The sequence below is a fragment of the Streptomyces sp. HUAS MG56 genome, assembly GCF_058673395.1.
On record NZ_CM178722.1, the window covers coordinates 3,511,957 to 3,532,380 of the forward strand.

The 20,424-nt window shown below is 72.5% G+C and carries 17 protein-coding genes and 1 pseudogene; 7 read left to right on the forward strand and 11 right to left on the reverse strand.

Features of this window, described 5'->3' with window-relative positions:
- Positions 1–74: 74 nt before the first annotated feature.
- The 3 genes from AC4OXY_RS16715 to AC4OXY_RS16725 all read right to left on the reverse strand — a co-directional run bounded on the left by AC4OXY_RS16715 (position 75) and on the right by AC4OXY_RS16725 (position 7,294).
- Entirely contained in the window at positions 75–1,538 is a 1,464-nt protein-coding gene (locus AC4OXY_RS16715) for a glutamate synthase subunit beta (protein WP_356021130.1), read from the reverse strand.
- Complete coding sequence (gene gltB, locus AC4OXY_RS16720; protein ID WP_491994152.1) at positions 1,531–6,123, reverse strand: glutamate synthase large subunit; 4,593 nt, start codon at positions 6,121–6,123, stop codon at positions 1,531–1,533. The genes AC4OXY_RS16715 and gltB overlap by 8 nt, the downstream gene beginning before the upstream one ends.
- 439 nt (positions 6,124–6,562) lie before the next feature.
- Complete coding sequence (locus tag AC4OXY_RS16725) at positions 6,563–7,294, reverse strand: VIT1/CCC1 transporter family protein (protein ID WP_356021125.1); 732 nt, start codon at positions 7,292–7,294, stop codon at positions 6,563–6,565.
- 260 nt (positions 7,295–7,554) lie between these two features.
- On the opposite strand from AC4OXY_RS16725, the gene AC4OXY_RS16730 reads away from it, so the two are divergent.
- The 7 genes and pseudogenes from AC4OXY_RS16730 to AC4OXY_RS16760 all read left to right on the forward strand — a co-directional run bounded on the left by AC4OXY_RS16730 (position 7,555) and on the right by AC4OXY_RS16760 (position 13,963).
- Entirely contained in the window at positions 7,555–8,628 is a 1,074-nt protein-coding gene (locus AC4OXY_RS16730) for an ADP-ribosylglycohydrolase family protein (RefSeq protein WP_491994153.1), read from the forward strand.
- Positions 8,625–9,743 carry an ADP-ribosylglycohydrolase family protein gene (locus tag AC4OXY_RS16735; protein WP_356021120.1) on the forward strand — a complete coding sequence of 373 codons (1,119 nt, stop codon included), beginning with the start codon at positions 8,625–8,627 and terminating at the stop codon, positions 9,741–9,743. The genes AC4OXY_RS16730 and AC4OXY_RS16735 overlap by 4 nt, the downstream gene beginning before the upstream one ends.
- Before the next feature lie 8 nt (positions 9,744–9,751).
- A complete protein-coding gene (locus AC4OXY_RS16740; protein ID WP_362819172.1) occupies positions 9,752–10,975 on the forward strand; it encodes an ADP-ribosylglycohydrolase family protein in 1,224 nt (407 codons plus the stop codon).
- A complete protein-coding gene (locus AC4OXY_RS16745; protein ID WP_356021116.1) occupies positions 10,963–12,321 on the forward strand; it encodes an ADP-ribosylglycohydrolase family protein in 1,359 nt (452 codons plus the stop codon). Before AC4OXY_RS16740 ends, AC4OXY_RS16745 begins: the two co-directional genes overlap by 13 nt.
- Positions 12,318–13,211 carry a ribokinase gene (gene rbsK, locus AC4OXY_RS16750; RefSeq protein ID WP_356021114.1) on the forward strand — a complete coding sequence of 298 codons (894 nt, stop codon included), beginning with the start codon at positions 12,318–12,320 and terminating at the stop codon, positions 13,209–13,211. The genes AC4OXY_RS16745 and rbsK overlap by 4 nt, the downstream gene beginning before the upstream one ends.
- Positions 13,208–13,381 (forward strand): hypothetical protein, encoded by a 174-nt coding sequence (locus AC4OXY_RS16755; RefSeq protein ID WP_491994154.1) that lies wholly within the window; start codon positions 13,208–13,210, stop codon positions 13,379–13,381. Before rbsK ends, AC4OXY_RS16755 begins: the two co-directional genes overlap by 4 nt.
- A pseudogene (locus AC4OXY_RS16760) lies at positions 13,366–13,963 on the forward strand (HpcH/HpaI aldolase/citrate lyase family protein). The gene AC4OXY_RS16755 and the pseudogene AC4OXY_RS16760 overlap by 16 nt, the downstream one beginning before the upstream one ends.
- Positions 13,964–14,020: 57 nt before the next feature.
- Here the strand turns inward: AC4OXY_RS16760 and lgt are convergent.
- From lgt to AC4OXY_RS16800, 8 genes are all read right to left on the reverse strand, one after another.
- The gene (lgt, locus tag AC4OXY_RS16765; RefSeq protein ID WP_356021110.1) at positions 14,021–14,992 is read right to left on the reverse strand and encodes a prolipoprotein diacylglyceryl transferase; all 972 of its coding nucleotides are present in this window, start codon (positions 14,990–14,992) and stop codon (positions 14,021–14,023) included.
- 87 nt (positions 14,993–15,079) lie between these two features.
- Positions 15,080–15,853 (reverse strand): DsbA family protein, encoded by a 774-nt coding sequence (locus AC4OXY_RS16770; protein ID WP_356021108.1) that lies wholly within the window; start codon positions 15,851–15,853, stop codon positions 15,080–15,082.
- A 107-nt stretch (positions 15,854–15,960) separates the two neighbouring features.
- Positions 15,961–16,779, reverse strand: coding sequence for a tryptophan synthase subunit alpha (gene trpA / locus AC4OXY_RS16775; protein ID WP_376293661.1), 819 nt, complete (start codon positions 16,777–16,779; stop codon positions 15,961–15,963).
- Positions 16,776–18,059 (reverse strand): tryptophan synthase subunit beta, encoded by a 1,284-nt coding sequence (gene trpB / locus AC4OXY_RS16780; protein WP_356021104.1) that lies wholly within the window; start codon positions 18,057–18,059, stop codon positions 16,776–16,778. Before trpB ends, trpA begins: the two co-directional genes overlap by 4 nt.
- 136 nt (positions 18,060–18,195) lie before the next feature.
- The gene (gene trpM, locus AC4OXY_RS16785; RefSeq protein ID WP_351800536.1) at positions 18,196–18,363 is read right to left on the reverse strand and encodes a tryptophan biosynthesis modulator TrpM; all 168 of its coding nucleotides are present in this window, start codon (positions 18,361–18,363) and stop codon (positions 18,196–18,198) included.
- Positions 18,364–18,384: 21 nt separating this feature from the next.
- Positions 18,385–19,194: an indole-3-glycerol phosphate synthase TrpC gene (trpC, locus tag AC4OXY_RS16790; protein WP_071382776.1), complete on the reverse strand. Its 810-nt coding sequence runs from the start codon at positions 19,192–19,194 to the stop codon at positions 18,385–18,387.
- A 213-nt stretch (positions 19,195–19,407) separates the two neighbouring features.
- Entirely contained in the window at positions 19,408–19,851 is a 444-nt protein-coding gene (locus AC4OXY_RS16795) for a DUF2752 domain-containing protein (RefSeq protein ID WP_491994155.1), read from the reverse strand.
- 124 nt (positions 19,852–19,975) lie between these two features.
- Positions 19,976–20,236, reverse strand: coding sequence for an HGxxPAAW family protein (locus tag AC4OXY_RS16800; RefSeq protein ID WP_356021099.1), 261 nt, complete (start codon positions 20,234–20,236; stop codon positions 19,976–19,978).
- Positions 20,237–20,424: the final 188 nt, after the last annotated feature.

Genomic DNA, 20,424 nt, shown 5'->3' on the forward strand with positions numbered 1-20,424 from the left:
CAGTCGGGCAGGCGTCGTCAGTGTTCCGTACGCCGTTGTACGGGACGTCTGCAGGGGACCCGAGGGGTCCGGGGTCAGACCGCCAGGGCGCGGTCCGTCGGGCGGATCGGGGCCGGCAGGTCGCTGGCACCGGTCAGGTGGCGGTCGACACCGCGGGCGGCCGAGCGGCCCTCCGCGATCGCCCACACGATGAGGGACTGCCCGCGGCCGGCGTCACCGGCGACGAACACACCCGGCACGTTGGTCTGGAAGTCGGCGTCGCGGGCGATGTTACCCCGCTCGTCGAGGTCCAGACCAAACTGCTCGACCAGGCCGTTCTCCCGGTCGGTGCCGGTGAAGCCCATGGCGAGGGTGACCAGCTGGGCCGGGATCCTGCGCTCGGTGCCCGGCTTGGAGGTCAGCTTGCCGTCGACGAACTCGACCTCGGCGAGGTGCAGCCACTGCACGTTGCCGTCCTCGTCGCCCTCGAAGTGGGTGGTGGAGGCGGAGTAGATCCGCTCGCCGCCCTCCTCGTGGGCCGAGGTGACCTTGTACAGGATCGGGAAGGTCGGCCAGGGCTGGCCGGTCGGGTGCCGCTCGTCGTTGGGGCGGGGCATGATCTCCAGCTGGGTGACGGAGGCCGCGCCCTGGCGGTGGGCGGTGCCCACGCAGTCCGCGCCGGTGTCACCGCCGCCGATCACGACGACGTGCTTGCCCTCGGCCGAGATCGGGGGCGCCACGTAGTCGCCCTCCTGGACCTTGTTGGCCAGCGGCAGGTACTCCATGGCCTGGTGGATGCCCTTGAGCTCGCGGCCGGGGACCGGGAGGTCGCGGGCCATGGTGGCACCGGCGGCGATCACGATCGCGTCGTACCGCTTCTTCAGGTCGCGCGCGTTGATGTCGCGGCCGATCTCGACGCCGGTACGGAAGCGGGTGCCCTCCGCGCGCATCTGCTCGATACGGCGGTTGATGTGCCGCTTCTCCATCTTGAACTCGGGGATGCCGTACCGCAGCAGGCCTCCGATGCGGTCCGCGCGCTCGTAGACGGCGACCGTGTGGCCGGCCCGGGTCAGCTGCTGGGCGGCGGCGAGACCCGAGGGGCCGGAGCCGATGACCGCGACCGTCTTGCCGGACAGGCGCTCGGGGATCTGCGGGGCGACGTCCCCGGTCTCCCACGCCTTGTCGATGATCGAGACCTCGACGTTCTTGATGGTGACCGGCTGCTGGTTGATGCCGAGCACGCAGGCCGACTCGCAGGGCGCCGGGCAGAGGCGACCGGTGAACTCCGGGAAGTTGTTGGTCGCGTGCAGGCGCTCCTGGGCTGCCGCCCAGTCCTCGCGGTAGGCGTAGTCGTTCCACTCGGGGATGAGGTTGCCCAGCGGACAGCCGTTGTGGCAGAACGGGATGCCGCAGTCCATGCAGCGGCTGGCCTGCTTGCTGATGATCGGCAGCAGGGAGCCGGGGACGTAGACCTCGTTCCAGTCCTTGACGCGCTCACCGACGGGACGGGTCCGGGCGACCTCGCGGCCGTGGTTCAGGAAGCCCTTCGGGTCAGCCATTGATCGCCGCCTCCATCATCTTCTCGGTGATCTCGGTCTCGGTGAGACCCGCTCGCTCGGCGGCGTCCTTGGCGGCGAGCACTGCCTTGTACGTGCTGGGGATGATCTTGCTGAACCGGGCCGCGGCCGCGTCCCAGTCGGCGAGCAGCTTCTCGGCGACCGTCGAGCCGGTCTCCTCGGCGTGGCGGCGCACCACGTCGTGCAGCCACCGCTTGTCCGTGTCGTCCAGTGCCTCGACGGCATCGACGTTGCCGACGTTGACGTTGTCGCGGTCGAGGTCGATGACGTAGGCGATGCCGCCGGACATGCCCGCCGCGAAGTTGCGGCCGGTCGGGCCGAGGACGACCGCGTGGCCGCCGGTCATGTACTCGCAGCCGTGGTCGCCCACGCCCTCGGAGACGACCAGCGCGCCGGAGTTGCGGACGCAGAACCGCTCACCGGTACGGCCGCGCAGGTACAGCTCGCCGGCGGTGGCGCCGTAGCCGATGGTGTTGCCCGCGATGGTCGAGTACTCGGCGAGGTGGTCGGCCGCGCGGTCCGGGCGGACGACGATCCGGCCGCCGGACAGGCCCTTGCCCACGTAGTCGTTGGCGTCGCCCTCCAGGCGCAGCGTGACACCGCGCGGCAGGAACGCGCCGAAGGACTGGCCGGCCGAGCCGGTGAAGGTGATGTCGATGGTGTCCTCGGGCAGGCCCGCACCGCCGAACTTCTTCGTCACCTCGTGGCCGAGCATGGTGCCGACCGTGCGGTTGATGTTGCGGATGGCGACCTGGGCGCGCACCGGCTGGGCGTCCTCGGCCGAGCCCGCGCTCAGCGCGTCGGCGGCGAGCTTGATCAGCTCGTTGTCGAGCGCCTTCTCCAGGCCGTGGTCCTGGGCGATCAGCTGGTGGCGGACGGCACCCTCGGGCAGCGACGGCACGTGGAACAGCGGCTCCAGGTCCAGGCCCTGCGCCTTCCAGTGGTCGACGGCGCGCTGGACGTCGAGGACCTCGGCGTGGCCGACGGCCTCCTCGATGGAGCGGAAGCCCAGCTCGGCGAGGAGCTCGCGGACCTCCTCCGCGATGAACCGGAAGAAGTTCACCACGTATTCGGCCTTGCCGGCGAAGCGGTCGCGCAGCACCGGGTTCTGGGTGGCGATGCCGACCGGGCAGGTGTCCAGGTGGCAGACGCGCATCATGACGCAGCCGGAGACGACGAGCGGCGCGGTCGCGAAACCGAACTCCTCGGCGCCGAGCAGCGCGGCGATGACGACGTCACGGCCGGTCTTCAGCTGACCGTCGGTCTGCACGACGATGCGGTCGCGCAGGCCGTTGAGCAGCAGGGTCTGCTGGGTCTCGGCGAGGCCGAGCTCCCAGGGGCCGCCCGCGTGCTTCAGCGAGGTGAGCGGGGATGCGCCCGTGCCGCCGTCGTGGCCGGAGATGAGGACGACGTCCGCGTGCGCCTTGGACACACCGGCCGCGACCGTGCCGACGCCGACCTCGGAGACCAGCTTCACGTGAATCCGCGCCTGCGGGTTCGCGTTCTTCAGGTCGTGGATCAGCTGGGCCAGGTCCTCGATGGAGTAGATGTCGTGGTGCGGCGGCGGGGAGATCAGGCCGACGCCCGGCGTCGAGTGCCGGGTCTTCGCGACCCACGGGTAGACCTTGTGGCCGGGCAGCTGGCCGCCCTCGCCGGGCTTGGCGCCCTGGGCCATCTTGATCTGGATGTCGTCCGCGTTGACCAGGTACTCCGAGGTCACGCCGAAGCGGCCGGAGGCGACCTGCTTGATCGCCGAGCGGCGCGCCGGGTCGTACAGGCGCTCCGGGTCCTCGCCGCCCTCACCGGTGTTGGACTTGCCGCCCAGCTGGTTCATGGCGATGGCGAGGGTCTCGTGCGCCTCCTTGGAGATGGAGCCGTACGACATGGCGCCCGTCGAGAACCGCTTGACGATCTCGCTCGCCGGCTCGACCTCGTCGACGGAGATCGGGGCTCGGCCGGAGGTGAAGCCGAACAGGCCGCGGAGCGTCATGAGGCGCTCGGACTGCTCGTTCACGCGGTCCGTGTACTTCTTGAAGATGTCGAAGCGGCCGGTGCGCGTGGCGTGCTGGAGGCGGAAGACCGTCTCCGGGTCGAACAGATGCGGCTCGCCCTCGCGGCGCCACTGGTACTCGCCGCCGATCTCCAGCGCGCGGTGCGCGGGGGCGATGCCGGAGGCGGGGTAGGCCTTGGCGTGGCGGGCGGCGACCTCCTCGGCGATGACGTCGATGCCGACGCCGCCGATCTTGGTGGCGGTGCCGTTGAAGTACTTCTCGACGAAGGCCTCGTCCAGGCCGACGGCCTCGAAGACCTGGGCGCCGCGGTAGGAGGCGACGGTGGAGATGCCCATCTTCGACATGACCTTCAGCACGCCCTTGCCGAGGGCGTAGATCAGGTTCTTGATGGCCTTCTCGGGCTCGATGCCGTTGAGGAACGTACCGGCGCGCAGCAGGTCCTCCACCGACTCCATCGCCAGGTACGGGTTGACGGCGGCGGCACCGAAGCCGATGAGCAGGGCGACGTGGTGGACCTCGCGGACGTCACCGGCCTCGACCAGCAGGCCCACGTGGGTGCGCTGCTTGGTGCGGATGAGGTGGTGGTGGACGGCTGCGGTGAGCAGCAGCGACGGGATCGGCGCGTGCTCGGCGTCGGAGTGCCGGTCGGACAGGACGATCAGGTGGGCGCCGTTGTCGATGGCGGTGTCGGCCTCGGCGCAGATCTCGGCGATGCGCGCGGCGAGGGAGTCACCGCCGCCGGAGACCCGGTACAGACCGGAGAGGGTCGCCGCCTTGAAGCCCGGCATGTCGCCGTCGGCGTTGATGTGGATGAGCTTGGCGAGCTCGTCGTTGTCGATCACCGGGAAGGGCAGCGTGACGGACCGGCAGGAGGCGGCGGTCGGGTCGAGGAGGTTGCCCTGCGGGCCCAGCGACGAGCGCAGGGAGGTGACCAGCTCCTCGCGGATCGCGTCCAGCGGCGGGTTGGTGACCTGCGCGAACAGCTGGGTGAAGTAGTCGAAGAGCAGCCGCGGGCGCTCGGAGAGAGCGGCGATCGGGCTGTCCGTGCCCATCGAGCCGATCGGCTCGGCGCCGGTGCGGGCCATCGGGGCGAGGATGACGCGCAGCTCCTCCTCGGTGTAGCCGAAGGTCTGCTGGCGGCGGGTGACCGAGGCGTGGGTGTGGACGATGTGCTCGCGCTCGGGCAGGTCGCCCAGCTCGATCTCGCCGGCCTCGACCCACTCGGCGTACGGCTGCTCGGCGGCGAGGGTCGCCTTGATCTCGTCGTCCTCGATGATGCGGTGCTCGGCGGTGTCGACGAGGAACATCCGGCCCGGCTGGAGGCGGCCCTTGCGGACGACCTTGGCGGGGTCGATGTCGAGGACGCCGACCTCGGAGCCGAGGACGACGAGGCCGTCGTCGGTGACCCAGTAGCGGCCGGGGCGCAGACCGTTGCGGTCGAGCACGGCGCCGACCTGGGTGCCGTCGGTGAAGGTGACGCAGGCGGGGCCGTCCCAGGGCTCCATCATCGTGGAGTGGAAGCCGTAGAAGGCGCGCCGGGCCGGGTCCATGGAGACGTGGTTCTCCCACGCCTCCGGGATCATCATCAGCACGGAGTGCGGGAGGGAACGGCCGCCGAGGTGCAGCAGCTCCAGGACCTCGTCGAAGGAGGCGGAGTCGGAGGCGTCCGGCGTACAGACCGGGAAGACGCGGTCGAGGTCGCCGGGGCCGAACAGGTCGGAGACCAGCTGGGACTCGCGGGCGCGCATCCAGTTGCGGTTGCCCTTGACGGTGTTGATCTCACCGTTGTGCGCGACGAAGCGGTACGGGTGCGCGAGCGGCCACGACGGGAAGGTGTTCGTGGAGAAGCGTGAGTGGACGAGCGCGACCGCGGAGCCGAAGCGGCGGTCGGACAGGTCCGGGAAGAAGGGCTCCAGCTGGCCGGTGGTCAGCATGCCCTTGTAGACGATCGTGCGCGCGGACAGGGACGGGAAGTAGACACCGGCCTCGCGCTCGGCGCGCTTGCGCAGCACGAAGGCCTTGCGGTCCAGCGCGATGCCCTCGCTGGCGCCGTCGGTGACGAAGACCTGCCGGAAGACCGGCATGGTGGAGCGGGCGGTGGCGCCGAGCAGTTCGGGCGCGACCGGGACCGCGCGCCAGCCGAGGACGGTGAGGCCCTCCTCGCCGGCGATCGTCTCGATCTGTGAGACGGCGTCCTCGGTCCCCTCCTCGGGAAGGAAGGCGATGCCTACCGCGTACGAGCCCGCCGAGGGAAGGTCGAATCCGGCCACCTCGCGGAAGAAGGCGTCGGGCACCTGGGAGAGGATGCCGGCGCCGTCCCCCGAATCGGGCTCGGAGCCGGTGGCACCGCGGTGTTCCAGGTTGCGCAGGACGGTGAGGGCCTGTTCGACCAGCGTGTGGGACGCCTCGCCGGTGAGGGTGGCGACGAAACCGACGCCGCACGCGTCGTGTTCGTTGCGGGGGTCGTACATACCCTGTGCAGCAGGGCGAGCATCCATGAACGACCAGTTCTGGCCATTCTCGGAGTGCTGGGACGGCTGGCGCGGCGTACGCATCGGCTCTCCCGTCGTCGTCATGTGGCATGTGGCAGGTGCCGAGGGACGACGTTGGCCCTCTGCGAAAGATCTCTATGTGAGATCAAAATTTCGTGCAGGTTACATGATGGAGCGATTCTCGGGAACCGGATACCGCGTTCCAACATGCGGACGCCACGGGGTACATGGCAGCGGTGCCGCACGAGACGGCGAGGGGTGCCGCGGGGTGACGGCGGTACCGCGCGGGGCGGCGACATGGCGAGGGGACCGTCGCGGACAAAGATCGATCGGATCGGTGTCCGGCGGCCCACGGGGGGCGGGGAGAGCGTCTTCACTCGCCCCATGGGGGTGCGACAGGCGTCGTTGCCCGCGGCGCTTACGGCTCATGCCCGGTGGTTAAGCATTCGAAACCAGCGAGTAACGGGTACTTATGCGGCCCATCGCATAAGTACCGGTAGCACTATCCTACGGCCGTTCCGAACAGGCTGCCCAGGGCGTATGTCACACCAGCGGCCGCACCGCCGAGCGCGAGCTGCCGCAGGCCGCTGTACCACCAGCTCCGCGCGGTCACCCGGGCCACCACGGCACCGCAGCCGAACAGCCCGACGAGGGCCAGCAGCAGGGCGGGCCACAGCGCGGTCGCGCCGAGCAGGAACGGCAGCACCGGCAGCAGCGCGCCGAGCGCGAAGGACCCGAACGACGAGACGGCCGCGACCAGCGGCGACGGCAGGTCGCCGGGGTCGATCCCCAGTTCCTCGCGGGCGTGGATCTCCAGCGCCTGCTCGGGGTCCCTGGACAGCTGCCGCGCGACCTCACGGGCCAGCCCGGGCTCGACGCCCCGGGAGACGTAGAGTGCGGCGAGCTCGTCCTCCTCGTCCTGCGGGTGCTTGCGCAGCTCGCGGCGCTCGACGTCGAGCTCGGCCTCGACCAGCTCGCGCTGGGAGGCGACGGAGGTGTACTCGCCGGCGGCCATCGAGAAGGCACCGGCGGCGAGCCCCGCCAGCCCGGTGATGACGATCGTCTGGTGGCCGACGGAACCGCCGGCCACGCCGGTCAGCAGGGCGAGGTTGGAGACCAGGCCGTCCATCGCTCCGAAGACGGCGGGGCGCAGCCAGCCGCCGTTGACATCGCGGTGCGTGTGGTTGTCGCGGTGCGCCTCGTGCAGCGCGGCCTCGGTTTCGATGATGGCCATGGGAGCCCCCGGGATAGCTTAGCCAAAGCTAACTTTGGACGAGTTCTATTCTTCGACAACACCGAAGGTACGCCGATCACTTCCTCTCCGCCAGCAAGGGAAGGCTGGGCTAACCTGCGGCTTTACCCGACTTTGCTCATCCGTGCCCACTGAGGCTCAGATGCCGACTGGGTGACGGGAGCCGCTCGGAGGCACACCCGACGGCGGCCCGTGGGACACATCCGCAAAGCGTGTTCGTGGTCTCGCCGAAGGAGCCCGCCATGGCATCGATCGCCTGCACTCCCCCGTCCCCGGCCGCCGGGGACGGGAACGGGGACACCGCCGGGCCGCGCGAACGGGCGCGCGGCGCGCTGCTCGGCCTCGCCGTGGGCGACGCGCTGGGCGCGCCCGCGGAGAACCTCAGGCCCTCCGAGATCCGCGCCCGCTGGGGCCGCATCACGGACTACGTCACCGAGCACCCCTGCGGGACGGACGACACGGAGTACGCGATCTTCTCGGGACTGCTGCTCGCCCGGCACGGCTCGGCGCTCACCCCGGCCCATGTGGAGGCGGCCTGGCACGAGTGGATCGCCGACCGGGCCGAAGGCCCCTTCCGCGGCGCCGGCTTCAGTGAGCGCGGCACGCTGGAGAACCTGCGCCGGGGCCTCGCGGCCCCCATCTCCGCCCAGCACCGCCACGCCTGGAGCGACGGTCTGGCGATGCGGGCGGCGCCGTTCGGCGTCTTCGCGGCGGGCCGCCCCGCCGAGGCCGCCCGTCTCGTGGCGATCGACGGCTCGGTGAGCCACGAGGGCGAGGGCATCTACGGCGGCCAGGCGGTGGCGGCGGGCGTGGCGGCGGCGATGACCGGCGCCCCGCTCCCGGTGGTGATCGCCGCGGCCCTGGCGGTGATCCCCGAGGACTCCTGGACGGCACGCTCCCTGCGGCGTGCGGTGGCGGTGGCCCACCGCGGCGAACGGGCGGTGCGCTGCGCGGTGGTCATCGGCGGCTACCCCTGGACCGACCTGGCGCCCGAGGCGGTCGCCCTCGCCTTCGGCGCGTACGCGGCGGCCGACGGCGACTTCCGGGAGGCGGTCCTGACGGCCGTCAACATGGGCCGCGACGCGGACACGACGGCGGCGGTGGCGGGCGCCCTGTCCGGCGCGACCCGGGGCGCGGCGGCGATCCCCGCCCACTGGTCCGCGGCGATCGGCCCGTCCCGGGGCCGCTGTCTGCCGTCGATGGCGGGCCACCACGTGCTGGAGGTGGCGGAACTGCTGGTACCCGAACCCGGACCGCCCCGCCCCACGGTACGAAGCCCGCTGGCCGGGCACCCGGGCAGTGAGGTGCTGTCATGACCGTACGCCGTATCGAGGGGCTCCTGCTCGGCCTCGCGGCAGGCGACGCCGCCGGCTGGCCGGCCGCGCGGCACCGCGCCGCCCGTATGCCCGAGTGGACCCGCCGGCTCACCCGCGAGCTGGACACCTTCGCCGAACAGAACGCCACCACCACCCTCCCGGTGCCGATCGCCCTCAACCAGCCGCCCGAGCCGCTGCGCCTCGGCCCCTCCGACGACGCCGAGTGGGCGGCCTTCGCCGCGGAGGCGGTGCTGCGGGCCGGCGACGACGACGTCCTCGGCGACCTCAGCCGGGAGCGCCGTACCCGCGCCGCCATCGACCTCACCTGGACCGCCGTGGCCGCGGAGGTCGCCGCCGCGGCCGAGCGCGCGCCCGAGATCGAGTCCGCCGTCCTCCCGCTGCGCGCCCGCATCTCGGTCCGCGCCGGTCTCGGCAACCTCGCCACCGGCCTGCGCCCGCCCGCCACCGGCCACGACAACCCGCACTACTTCGACGACGCCGCCTGCGTCCGTGCCTGCGTCCTCGCCGTCGCCCACCCCGGCGATCCCGAACGCGCCGCCGCACTCGCCGAGTTCGACGCCCGCTACACCCAGGACGGCGACGGCGTGCACGGCGCCCGCGCCATGGCCGCGGCACTCGCGCTCGCCCTCACCGGCGCCGGCCCGGAGCGCTGCGTGGGCGCCGCGCTCGCGGAGCTCCCCGCCGACTCCGAGATCGGCCGCAACGCGCGCCACGCCCTGGCCCTCGCCGAGGGCTGCGAGTCCGCCTTCGCCCTCGTCCCGCTGCTGGAGCACCAGATCGTCGACCACGTCTACAGCTACGGCATCGCCGCCGCGGAGACCGTGCCGGTCGCCCTCGCCCTCGCCACCGCGGCCGGCGGCCGGATCGACACGGCCGTACCCGCCGCCGCCTGTCTGTCCCGTGTCGCCGACTCGGCGCCCGCCCTCGCCGGTGCCCTCACCGGGGCGCTGGGCGGCGGCGCCTGCATCCCGCAGGCCTGGCGGGACGCCTGCCGCACCCTGTCCGGCTGCGCCCTGCCCCGCCTCACCGGCACCGACCTGGTCGAACTCGCCGGACTCCTGGAAGCCGCACAACCGGCCCGGCCAGGAGGATGATTCGGGGCATGACGCCCAGCAATTCCCATGCCGTCACAGAACATGAACTGAGCTGTGAAACAGAACTAATTCACGAAACAGACCCCATCGGTCTCGACGAACGCATCACCCGGGCCCTCGTCGGCGCCGCCGTCGGCGACGCCCTCGGCGGCCCGGTCGAGGGGTACTCCCCCGAGCAGATCGCCGAACGCCACGGCGGCCGGGTGCACGGCGTCGTCGGCCCCTGGCACGGCGACGCCTGGCGCACCGCCCGCCCGATCGCGCCGTACCACAAGGGTGACGGCCACGTCACCGACGACACCCTGATGACCCATGCGCTGGTCCGGGTCTACGCCCGCGTCCGCGACCACCTCGACGCGTACGCCGTCGCCGAGCACCTGGTCCCGGACCTGATGACCACCCCCCGCTGGATCCCGGAGCTGGAGGCCGAAACCCTGCCCCTGCACCGCCTCTTCCTCGCCGAGAAGTGGCTGGTGGCCCGGCTCGCCCACGGTCACGCCGACCCCCGGGAGGCGGGCGTCGGCAACATCGTCAACTGCGGTGCGGCGATGTACATGGCTCCCGTCGGCCTGGTCAACGCGGCCAACCCGGCCGCCGCTTACGCCGAGGCGCTGGACATCGCCGGTGCGCACCAGTCGTCGTACGGCCGGGAGGCGGCAGGTGTCCTCGCCGCGGCCGTCGCCGCCGCCGCGACCCCGGGCGCGACCCCCGAGTCGGTCGTCGCGGCCTGCCTCGCCCTGGCGAAGGACGGCACGCGCGAGGCGATCGAGAAGGTCTGCGAAGTCGCCGTACGGCACCGGGACTTCGAGTCGGCGCTCGGCCCGCTGCGCGCGGCGGTCGCCCCGTACGACACCGTCGGCCCGGACTACCGCGCCCCCTCGCTCGCCGCCCGGCGCCCCTCCCGGCTGCACGCGATCGAGGAACTGCCCGTCGCGCTCGGCATGTTGCTCGTCTCCGGCGGCGACCACCGACACGCCGTGCTCGGCGCGGTCAACTACGGCCGCGACTGCGACTCGATCGCCACGATGGCCGGTGCCCTCGCGGGCGCCCTCGGCTCGCCCGTCCCCGAGGAGTGGGCGAAGACGGTCGCGCAGGCCAGCCGGCTCGACCTGTGGGCGCCGGCCCGCACGCTCACCGAGGTCACGCGCGAGATCTTCGCGGCGGACGTACGCCGCCGCCGTGCGCACGAGCGGGCCGTCACGGCACTCGGAGGCGCCGCATGCTCCGACTGACCTGGGTCCAGCCGGAGGACCTGCTCGGCCACGAACTCCGCCAGGCCCGCCTGGACGGCCGGTCGCCCTCCGCGATCGAGGCCCGCTGGCGGGCGGCCGGCGGCCCGGACGCGCCGGAACGGGCGGGGGCGTCGCCGCACCGGGTGTCCCGGTATCTGCGGCTGCTGGCGGAGGACCTGCTGGACGAACTGGCCGACCTGCCCAGCCGGTTGGCCGACGACGAGCCGACGGACCTGGACGGGATCAGGTCCCGGTGCCCCCAGTGGCCCGCCCCGTCCGGCGGCACCACCACCCGCGCCGCACTCGAAGCCGCCTGGCTCGGCCGGGCCGTCGGCTGTCTGCTCGGCAAACCCGTCGAGAAACTCCCCCTCGACGCCCTGCGCGCCCTCGCCCGCGCCGCCGGAAACTGGCCCCTCGCCGACTACTTCACCGCCGTCGGCGTACCGGACGACCTGCTCGCCGAGCACCCCTGGAACCGCCGCTCGGCCGCCACCTCCCTCGCCGAGAACATCGACGGCATGCCGGAGGACGACGACCTCAACTACCCCCTGCTGAACCTGCTGCTCCTGCGGCGGCACGGACGGACGTTCACCACCACGGACGTGGCCCGGCTCTGGCTGGACGAACTCCCGCCCGGCCGCACGTTCACCGCCGAGCGCATCGCCTACCGCAACCTCCTCTCCGGCATCGAACCCCCGTACACGGCCCGGCACCGCAACCCCTTCCGCGAGTGGATCGGCGCCCTGATCCGCGCCGACGTGCACGGCTGGACCAACCCCGGCAACCCGGCCGGCGCCGCCGAACAGGCCTACCGCGACGCGGCGTTGACGCACACCGCCAACGGCGTCTACGCCGCGATGTTCACGGCCGCCGTCATCGCCACCGCCGCCACCGGCACCCAGGACGTCCACGCCTGTCTGCGCACCGGCCGCAGCGTGGTCCCGCCCCGCTCACGGCTCGCGCAGGCGATCGACCACGCACTGCAACTCGCCTGCCTCCACGAGGACTTCGACGCGGTCGTGGACGAGCTGCACGCCCTGTACGGGCCCACCCACCACTGGGTGCACGCCGTCCCCAACACCGCCCTGACCGTCGCCGCCCTCGCCCACGCCGACGGCGACTTCACCGGCTCGGTCCGCCGTGCGGTGTCCGGCGGCTGGGACACCGACTCCAACGGTGCCACGGCCGGCAGCGTCGCCGGTCTCCTCGCGGGCGGACCGACGGCGCTCCCCGAGCACTGGCGGGCCCCGCTGAAGAACCGGCTCGCCAGCACCGTCGCCGACTTCGACGGCACCGGCTTCGACACCCTCGCCCACCTCACCCTTGTGGAGACGACCCGCTCATGACCCACATCGTCGTCCTCGGCAGTACGAACATGGACCTCGTCACCTACGTCGCGAAGGCCCCGCAGCGCGGCGAGACCGTGACCGGACGGGAGTTCCGCACGATCCCCGGCGGCAAGGGCGCCAACCAGGCGATCGCCGCGGCCCGCGCCGGCGCCACCGTCTCGATGGTCGGCGCGGTCGGCAACGACGCCTTCGGGCTGCGGATGCGCGACACCCTCGAACACTCCGGCGTGGACACCGACTTCCTGCGCACGGTCGAGGGCCCGTCCGGCACCGCCCACATCGTGGTCGACGACGAGGGCGGCAACGCGATCGTCGTCATCCCCGGCGCGAACGGCACCGTCGACCACCTCTCCCCCGGCGACGAGGGACTGATCGCCTCCGCCGACGCGCTGCTGCTCCAGCTGGAGATCCCGCTGGCCGCGGTCGTCGCGGGCGCGCAGGCCGCCCGACGGCACGGCATCCGTACGGTACTCACCCCGTCCCCCGCCCAGCCGCTGCCGCCCGAACTCCTCGCCGCGACCGACCTGTTGGTGCCCAACGAGTACGAGGCGGTCACCCTCACCGGCCGCACCGACCCGCGCGAGGCCGCCGCCGCGCTGCTGGAGCTGGTGCCGGAGGTCGTCGTCACCCTGGGCTCGACCGGCTGTCTGTACCGGTCCCGGGGCACCGAACCGCTCGTCGTCGCCGCGCCGCAGGTGACCGCCGTCGACTCCACGGGCGCCGGGGACACCTTCGTCGGCGCGCTCGCCGTGGCCCTCGCCGAGGAGAAACCGGTGCGGGAGGCCCTGTCCTGGGCGGCCGCCGCGGCGGCGATCTCCGTCCAGCGGGCCGGGGCGTCGGCGTCGATGCCGTACCGCCCGGAGATCGAGGACCAGTACCACGCATGAGGACGACGACACCCCTGACGACACCCCCGTCGGCACCGCCCCTCGCCGAACTGGGCCTCGAACAGGCCGGCGTCGCCGCCCTGCGCGCGGCGGGCGCCCTGCGACCCGGCCCCCGCTCACCTGGCTCTACGTCCCCGGCGGCCGCCCGCGCAGCGTGGCCGGGGCGCTGACCGCGGGCGCCGACGTGGTGGTGATCGACCTGGAGGACGCGGTCGCCCCGGACCGCAAGGAGACAGCCCCTGGGCCGGCAAGGACCTGGCAGCCGCAGCCCGCTGTCCGCCCTGCTGGAGACGGCCCTCGGCATCGAGCGCGCCTACGCCGTCGCCACCGCGCACCCCGCCCTGCGGGGCATCGCCCTCGGCGAAGCGGATCTCCGGGCCGACCTGGGGGTACGGGCCGACGCGGGCCTCGACCGGCCGCGCTCCCGGGTGATCGTCGCCGCCCGCGCGGCGGGGCTCGCGCCACCGCCCCAGCCGGTCCACCCCCACACCCGTGACCTGGCCGGCCTCGCCGCCTCCTGCGCCCACGGCCGCGCCCTCGGCTTCCTGGGCCACGCCGCGATCCACCCCCCGCCAGCTGCCGGTGATCGAACGGGCCTACCTGCCCGCACCGGAGGAGACCGAGGCGGCACAGACGGTTCTTGAGGCAGCGGCGACGGAAGCGGGCCGCAGGCCCTGCCGGACGGGCGCTTCGTCGACACGGCGGTGGTGGCCGTGGCCCAGCGCACGCTGGCGCCGGCACGCAGGAGCTGACCGCACACGCGAAGGGCGCCCCCGGTCAGGGCGCCCTGTGCGTCGTACCGCCTGCCGTCAGGTCTTCGACGTCCCCGACTCGGCCTCGGCCTCGGCCTTCGCCTCCGCGGCAGCGGGCTCGGCATCGGGCTCGGCTTTGTCCGCGACCTTGCCCTCGACGTCCTCGGTCCCGCTCTCGGCGGCCTCTTCCGTACCGTCGGCCACGGCCTCGGAGGCACCCGGTTCCACCACGGCCTCACGGCCCGGCCGCAGCTTCGCGGACACCACCATGTACGCCACCGCCAGCAGGAACACGATCATCGCGGTCCAGTCGTTGAGGCGGAGGCCCAGGATGTGGTGGGCGTCGTCCACGCGCATGTACTCGATCCAGCCGCGGCCCACACAGTACGCGGCGACGTACAGGGCGAACGCCCGGCCGTGGCCCAGCTTGAAGCGGCGGTCGGCCCAGATCACCAGGAAGCCCACGCCGATGCACCACAGGGACTCGTAGAGGAAGGTCGGGTGGTAGTAGCCCGGCACCCGGCCGCCCTCGGACGAGGTGATGTGCAGCGCCCAGGGAACATGCGTCTCACGGCCGTACAGCTCCTGGTTGAACCAGTTGCCCCAGCGGCCGATGGCCTGCGCGAAGGCGATGCCGGGCGCGACGGCGTCGGCGTACGCGGGCATCGGGATGCCCCGGCGCCGCGCGCCGATCCACGCGCCGAGCGCGCCGAGCGCGATCGCGCCCCAGATGCCCAGGCCGCCCTGCCACACCTTGAAGGCGTCCACCCAGTCACGACCCGGGCTGAAGTACAGCTCGTAGTCCGTGATCACGTGGTACAGCCGGCCGCCGACCAGGCCGAAGGGGACGGCCCAGACCGCGATGTCGGCGACGGTGCCGGTCCGCCCGCCGCGGGCGACCCAGCGTTTGTTGCCGAGCCAGACGGCGACGAAGACGCCGATGATGATGCAGAAGGCGTAGCCGCGCAGCGGGATGGGGCCGAGGTACAGCACCCCGCGCGACGGGCTGGGAATGTAGGCAAGTTCCATGGCAGGTCCGACGCTACCGTGCCGGGCCGTGGGGACGGCAAGCAGCCCGGCTACGGGTCCATAACGGGGGCGTCCGGAAATCGCCGGTCAGCGGCCGGCCGCCTCGACCATCTGCTTCAGCTTGGCGGGGGTCATGCTCTGGTTCTCGTAGATGTTCTTCCCGCCGAGCAGGACCGTGGGCGTGCCGCTGAAACCGCCGGACTGGAAGGCCTTGTTGCTCTTGTCCACCCAGCTGTCGTGGGTGCCGTCGTTCACACACGTGCGGAACGCCGGGGTGACGAGGCCGCCCACCTTGCCGGCCAGCGCGATCAGCTTGTCGTTGCTGCTGAACGCGTCGTCGGTCTCCTTCGGCTGGTTCGTGTACAGCACGTCGTGGTAGTCGCGGAACTTTCCGGCGTCCTGGGCGCAGGCCACGGCGTTGGCGCCGCGCAGGGAGCCGGTGCCGCCGAGGTTGCCGTCGATCAGCCGGACCAGGTGGTACTCGATTCTGAGCTTGCCGGAGTCCACCAGTTCGTGGAGCGTCGGGCGGTAGGCCGTCTCGAAGGCCTGGCAGGCCGGGCAGCGCATGTCCTCCCAGACGGTGAGCGTCGACCTGGCGCCGTCCTTGCCGACCGGGATCGCGAGGCTGTCCTTGCCCTGCGCGCCCGAGGGCGCCACGACCGGGCCCGCCTTCGCACTGCTCCCGCTCTTGCCCGCGTTCGCGGCGATCACGCCGATCACCGCCGCGAGTCCGAGGACGCAGACCACGCTCGCGCCCACGATCAGCGTGCGCCGCCGCCTGTCAGCGGACTTCTGCTTCTCGCGCTCGACCGCCAGCCGCTCCCGGGCGGTGCGCTTTCCGTCACGGTTCTTCTCGCTCACACCCCCAGAACGAACCGGGGAGGCGCAGCGCGCCTCCCCGGCCTCAGGTCCACCCGTTCGAGTGACCGAATGTTCCGTTGTAGGTGACTACGGATGATTGCTGACGGTTACGCCTGTCCGCGCACGCCCTTGGCGAGCTCTCCGGCCAGCTCGCGGACCCCCTCGATGCCCGACGCGTGGTCGGGGGCGTCGAGCATCCGCTTCACGAACGCCGAGCCGACGATGACGCCGTCGGCGAAGCCGGCGACCTCGGCCGCCTGGACGCGGTTGGAGACGCCGAGCCCGACGCAGACGGGCAGGTCGGTGCCGGTGGCCCGGGTGCGTCCGACCAGGTTCTGGGCCTGCGCGCCGACCGACTCACGGGTGCCGGTGACGCCCATGAGCGAGGCGGCGTAGACGAAGCCGCTGCCCGCGGCGGTGATCTGCGCGAGCCGCTCGTCCTTGCTGCTGGGGGCGACGACGAACACGGTGGCGAGGCCGTGCTTGTCGGCGTGCTCGCGCCACAGCGCCGACTCCTGGACGGGCAGGTCGGGCAGGATGCAGCCCGCGCCGCCCGCCTCGGCCAGCTCGGCGGTGAAGCGCTCGACGCCGTAGCGGTCGATCGGGTTCCAGTACGTCATGACCAGGACGGGCTTGCCGGTGGCCCCGTGGGCCTCCTTGACCGTCCGCATGACGTCCGCGATCTTGACGCCGCCGCGCAGGGCGATGTCGTCGGCGGTCTGGATGACGGGACCGTCGAGGACGGGGTCGCTGTGCGGCAGACCGACCTCCACGACGTCCGCCCCGCCGTCGAAGACGGCCTTGATCGCCTCGATGCCGCCGTCCACGGTCGGGAACCCGGCCGGGAGGTAGGCGATGAGCGCGGAGCGGCCCTCGGCCCTGGCGCCGGCGAGGGTGTCGGACAGCAGCTGAATGTTCCCGCTCACTTGGCGTCCCCCTCGATCTCGGCGGTGTCGGTCGCGTCGGCGGCGACCGCGGCGTCGGCGTCGTACAGGCCGAAGTAGCGCGCGGCGGTGTCCATGTCCTTGTCGCCGCGGCCGGAGAGGTTGACGACGATCAGGCCGTCCTTGCCCAGCTCCCTGCCGACCTCCAGGGCGCCGGCGAGGGCGTGCGCGCTCTCGATGGCCGGGATGATGCCCTCGGTGCGCGACAGCAGGCGCAGCGCCTGCATGGCCGCGTCGTCGGTGACCGCGCGGTACTCGCCACGGCCCGAGTCCTTCAGGTAGGAGTGCTCGGGGCCGATGCCCGGGTAGTCCAGACCGGCCGAGATCGAGTACGGCTCGGTGATCTGGCCCTCCTCGTCCTGGAGCACGTAGGACCGGGAGCCGTGCAGGATGCCGGGCTCGCCGGCGGTGAGGGTGGCCGCGTGCTCGCCGGTCTCGATGCCGTGCCCCGCCGGTTCGCAGCCGATGAGACGGACGTCCGTGTCGGGGATGAAGGCGTGGAAGAGGCCGATCGCGTTGGAGCCGCCGCCGACGCAGGCGACGGCCGCGTCGGGCAGCCGCCCGGCGCGCTCCAGGATCTGGCGGCGGGCCTCGACGCCGATGACCCGGTGGAAGTCGCGGACCATGGCCGGGAAGGGGTGCGGGCCGGCGACGGTGCCGAAGAGGTAGTGGGTGCGGTCGACGTTGGCGACCCAGTCGCGGAACGCCTCGTTGATGGCGTCCTTCAGGGTGCGGCTGCCGGACTTCACCGCGACGACCTCGGCGCCGAGCATGCGCATGCGGGCCACGTTCAGGGCCTGGCGCTCGGTGTCGATCTCGCCCATGTAGATGGTGCAGTCGAGGCCGAACAGGGCGCAGGCGGTGGCGGTGGCGACGCCGTGCTGGCCGGCGCCGGTCTCGGCGATGACCCGGGTCTTGCCCATGCGCTTGGTGAGCAGGGCCTGGCCGAGCACGTTGTTGATCTTGTGCGAGCCGGTGTGGTTGAGATCCTCGCGCTTGAGGAACACCCGGGCGCCGCCGGCGTGCTCGGCGAAGCGGGGGACCTCGGTGAGCGAGCTGGGGCGGCCGGTGTAGTTGACCATCAGGTCGTCGAGTTCCCGGGCGAACTCGGGGTCCTGCTTGGCCTTGTCGTACTCGACGGCGACCTCGTCGACGGCGGCGACGAGGGCCTCCGGGATGAACTTGCCGCCGAACACGCCGAAGTAGCCTTCGGCGGTGGGGACTTGACCCTCCGGGTCAGGGAAGAAGAAGTTGCTGGGCATGCCGAAACCTCACGGTGAGTGCGTGAAAAGACACTGTTCGCCGTGGGGCGACGGGGTGATCAGTCGACTGCGGGACCGCTGTGGTTGATCGCGCCCGCGCGGCGGTAGCCGCATATCAAACAGAGCCCCGCGCCCCTCAGGTTGGCTGCTGCCATCGCATGCCGTTGACCTGCCCGGGTTCGTCACCGATGACGTACCGCACCCTGCGGCCGTGGACGCGCCTCGCCGGGGCGCGGCAGCCCCGGGGGCGGCAGCCGCGCGCCAGGCGGGCGTACCGGTCCACGGTCGTCACGGTGAGAGTCATCGGGATCAGCCTACCGGGTGATCAGCTCCGGCCGTGCCGCAGCGCGGGGTGCTCGCCCGCGGCGACCAGGTCGGCGACGGCGGTCTTCGGGTCGCGGCCGGTGACGAGGGACTCGCCGACCAGGACCGCGTCGGCGCCGGCGTTGGCGTAGGCGATCAGGTCGTGCGGGCCGCGGACGCCGGACTCGGCGACCTTGACGATGTGGTTCGGGATCTCCGGGGCGACCCGCTCGAACGTGCCGCGGTCGACCTCCAGCGTCTTCAGGTTGCGCGCGTTGACACCGATCACCTTGGCGCCCGCGTCCACCGCGCGCTCGACCTCGTCCTCGTCGTGCACCTCGACGAGCGGGGTCAGGCCGATGGAGACCGCGCGCTCGATCAGGGACTCCAGGGCGGGCTGCTCCAGCGCGGCCACGATCAGCAGCGCGAGGTCGGCGCCGTAGGCCCGGGCCTCCCACAGCTGGTACGAGGTGACGATGAAGTCCTTGCGCAGGACCGGGATGTCCACACGCGCGCGGACGGCCTCCAGGTCGGCCAGCGAGCCGCCGAAGCGGCGCTGTTCGGTGAGGACGGAGATGACGGCCGCACCGCCCGCCTCGTAGTCCGCGGCCAGCCCGGCCGGGTCGGCGATCGCGGCCAGCGCGCCCTTGGAGGGGCTGGAGCGCTTGACCTCACAGATCACCTTGACGCCGTCGCCCTTGAGCGCGGCCACCCCGTCCTTTGCGGCGGGTGCCTTGGCCGCGCGCTCCTTGAGCTCGTCGAGGCTGACGCGCGCCTGCCGCTCCGCGAGGTCGGCACGGACTCCGTCGATGATCTCGTCGAGCACACTCACGCGAGCGGCCCCCTTCCAGACGGTGGTTCCTTCAGGTTCATCAGGTTCTTCGGGCCCGGGTTCTTCACGTTCTGAAAACCCGTGGTCATAGCGATGGTATCCGCAGCGGGCCGGTGCCTTCGCATCCAGTGGACGCCGGTCCTTCCCCCACCCTCGAACCAGCTTCGCACGGCTCGGCGGGAGGTGCCCCCATACTGGACCTTCCCCCGGTGATCAAGGATGCAACCAGTCGCTCGACGGCAGGTTCCGGACAGCCGTGAACACCAGCAGCGACACGCCGGCGCCCCACAGGTGGGCCCGGCCGAGGTCCGGCCGCAGCGGCCGGCCGCGCGCCGTACGGACCGTCCAGACGCTCCACAGCACCGCGAAGCCCAGGTAGCCGGCCACGCCCAGCGCGTTGTCGTGCAGCGCGGTGAGCAGGTCGCCGTGGACGAAGGCGTGCGCGCTGCGCAGTCCGCCGCAGCCGGGGCAGTACAGACCGGTGAGCCGGTACAGCGGACAGACCGGGTAGTGGCCGGGCTCGTTCGGGTCGACGGCGCCGACGTACGCGAAGGCCGCGGCGACGACCGCGAGCAGCGCGCCCGGGACGGCGAGCCGCCGTCCGAGCGGTGCGGTCGCGGCTGTCGCGGGCGGGGCCACGCGGCTGTCGGCGTTCACGTTCGCATTGTGCCGCGGGCCGGTGCCGCCCGCGCGTCGTCGCGGGCGTACGGGGGAAAGCCGAGGGGCGGCCCCGCACCCCTGCGGGTGCCGGACCGCCCCTCGAAGGCGGGAGCGGGAGGGCTCAGCTCTCCACGGCAACCGGCTCGGGGGTCGCGAGGGAGCCGCCGACCATCTTCAGCGGCTTCGGGTCGGCGCCGAGGCCCATGGCGCGCATGATGCCGCCGACCACGGCGCCGGCGAGGATGAGCACCATGCCGGCCCAGAAGCCGACGGTGTTGGCCATCACCATGAAGGCGCCCGCGACCAGGAAACCGATGAAGGAAATGATGACGCCGGTCCAGGCGGCCGGGGTGTGACCGTGGCCGTGGCTGCTGCCCGCCATGTCTGTGCTCCTCGTTGCTGTGTACGTGTCCCGGGAGAGCGGCGTACGTGTCGTACGGCTCCGAGCCCGCCCGTCAGTGTCCGAGCCGGACGCTCACCCCCCATTGTCCCGTACGGGTGCGTGCTCCGGACGCGGGGGTGGCGTCTGGTTCGCCACACCTGGCCGCACCGGCGCACCGGCGCACCGGC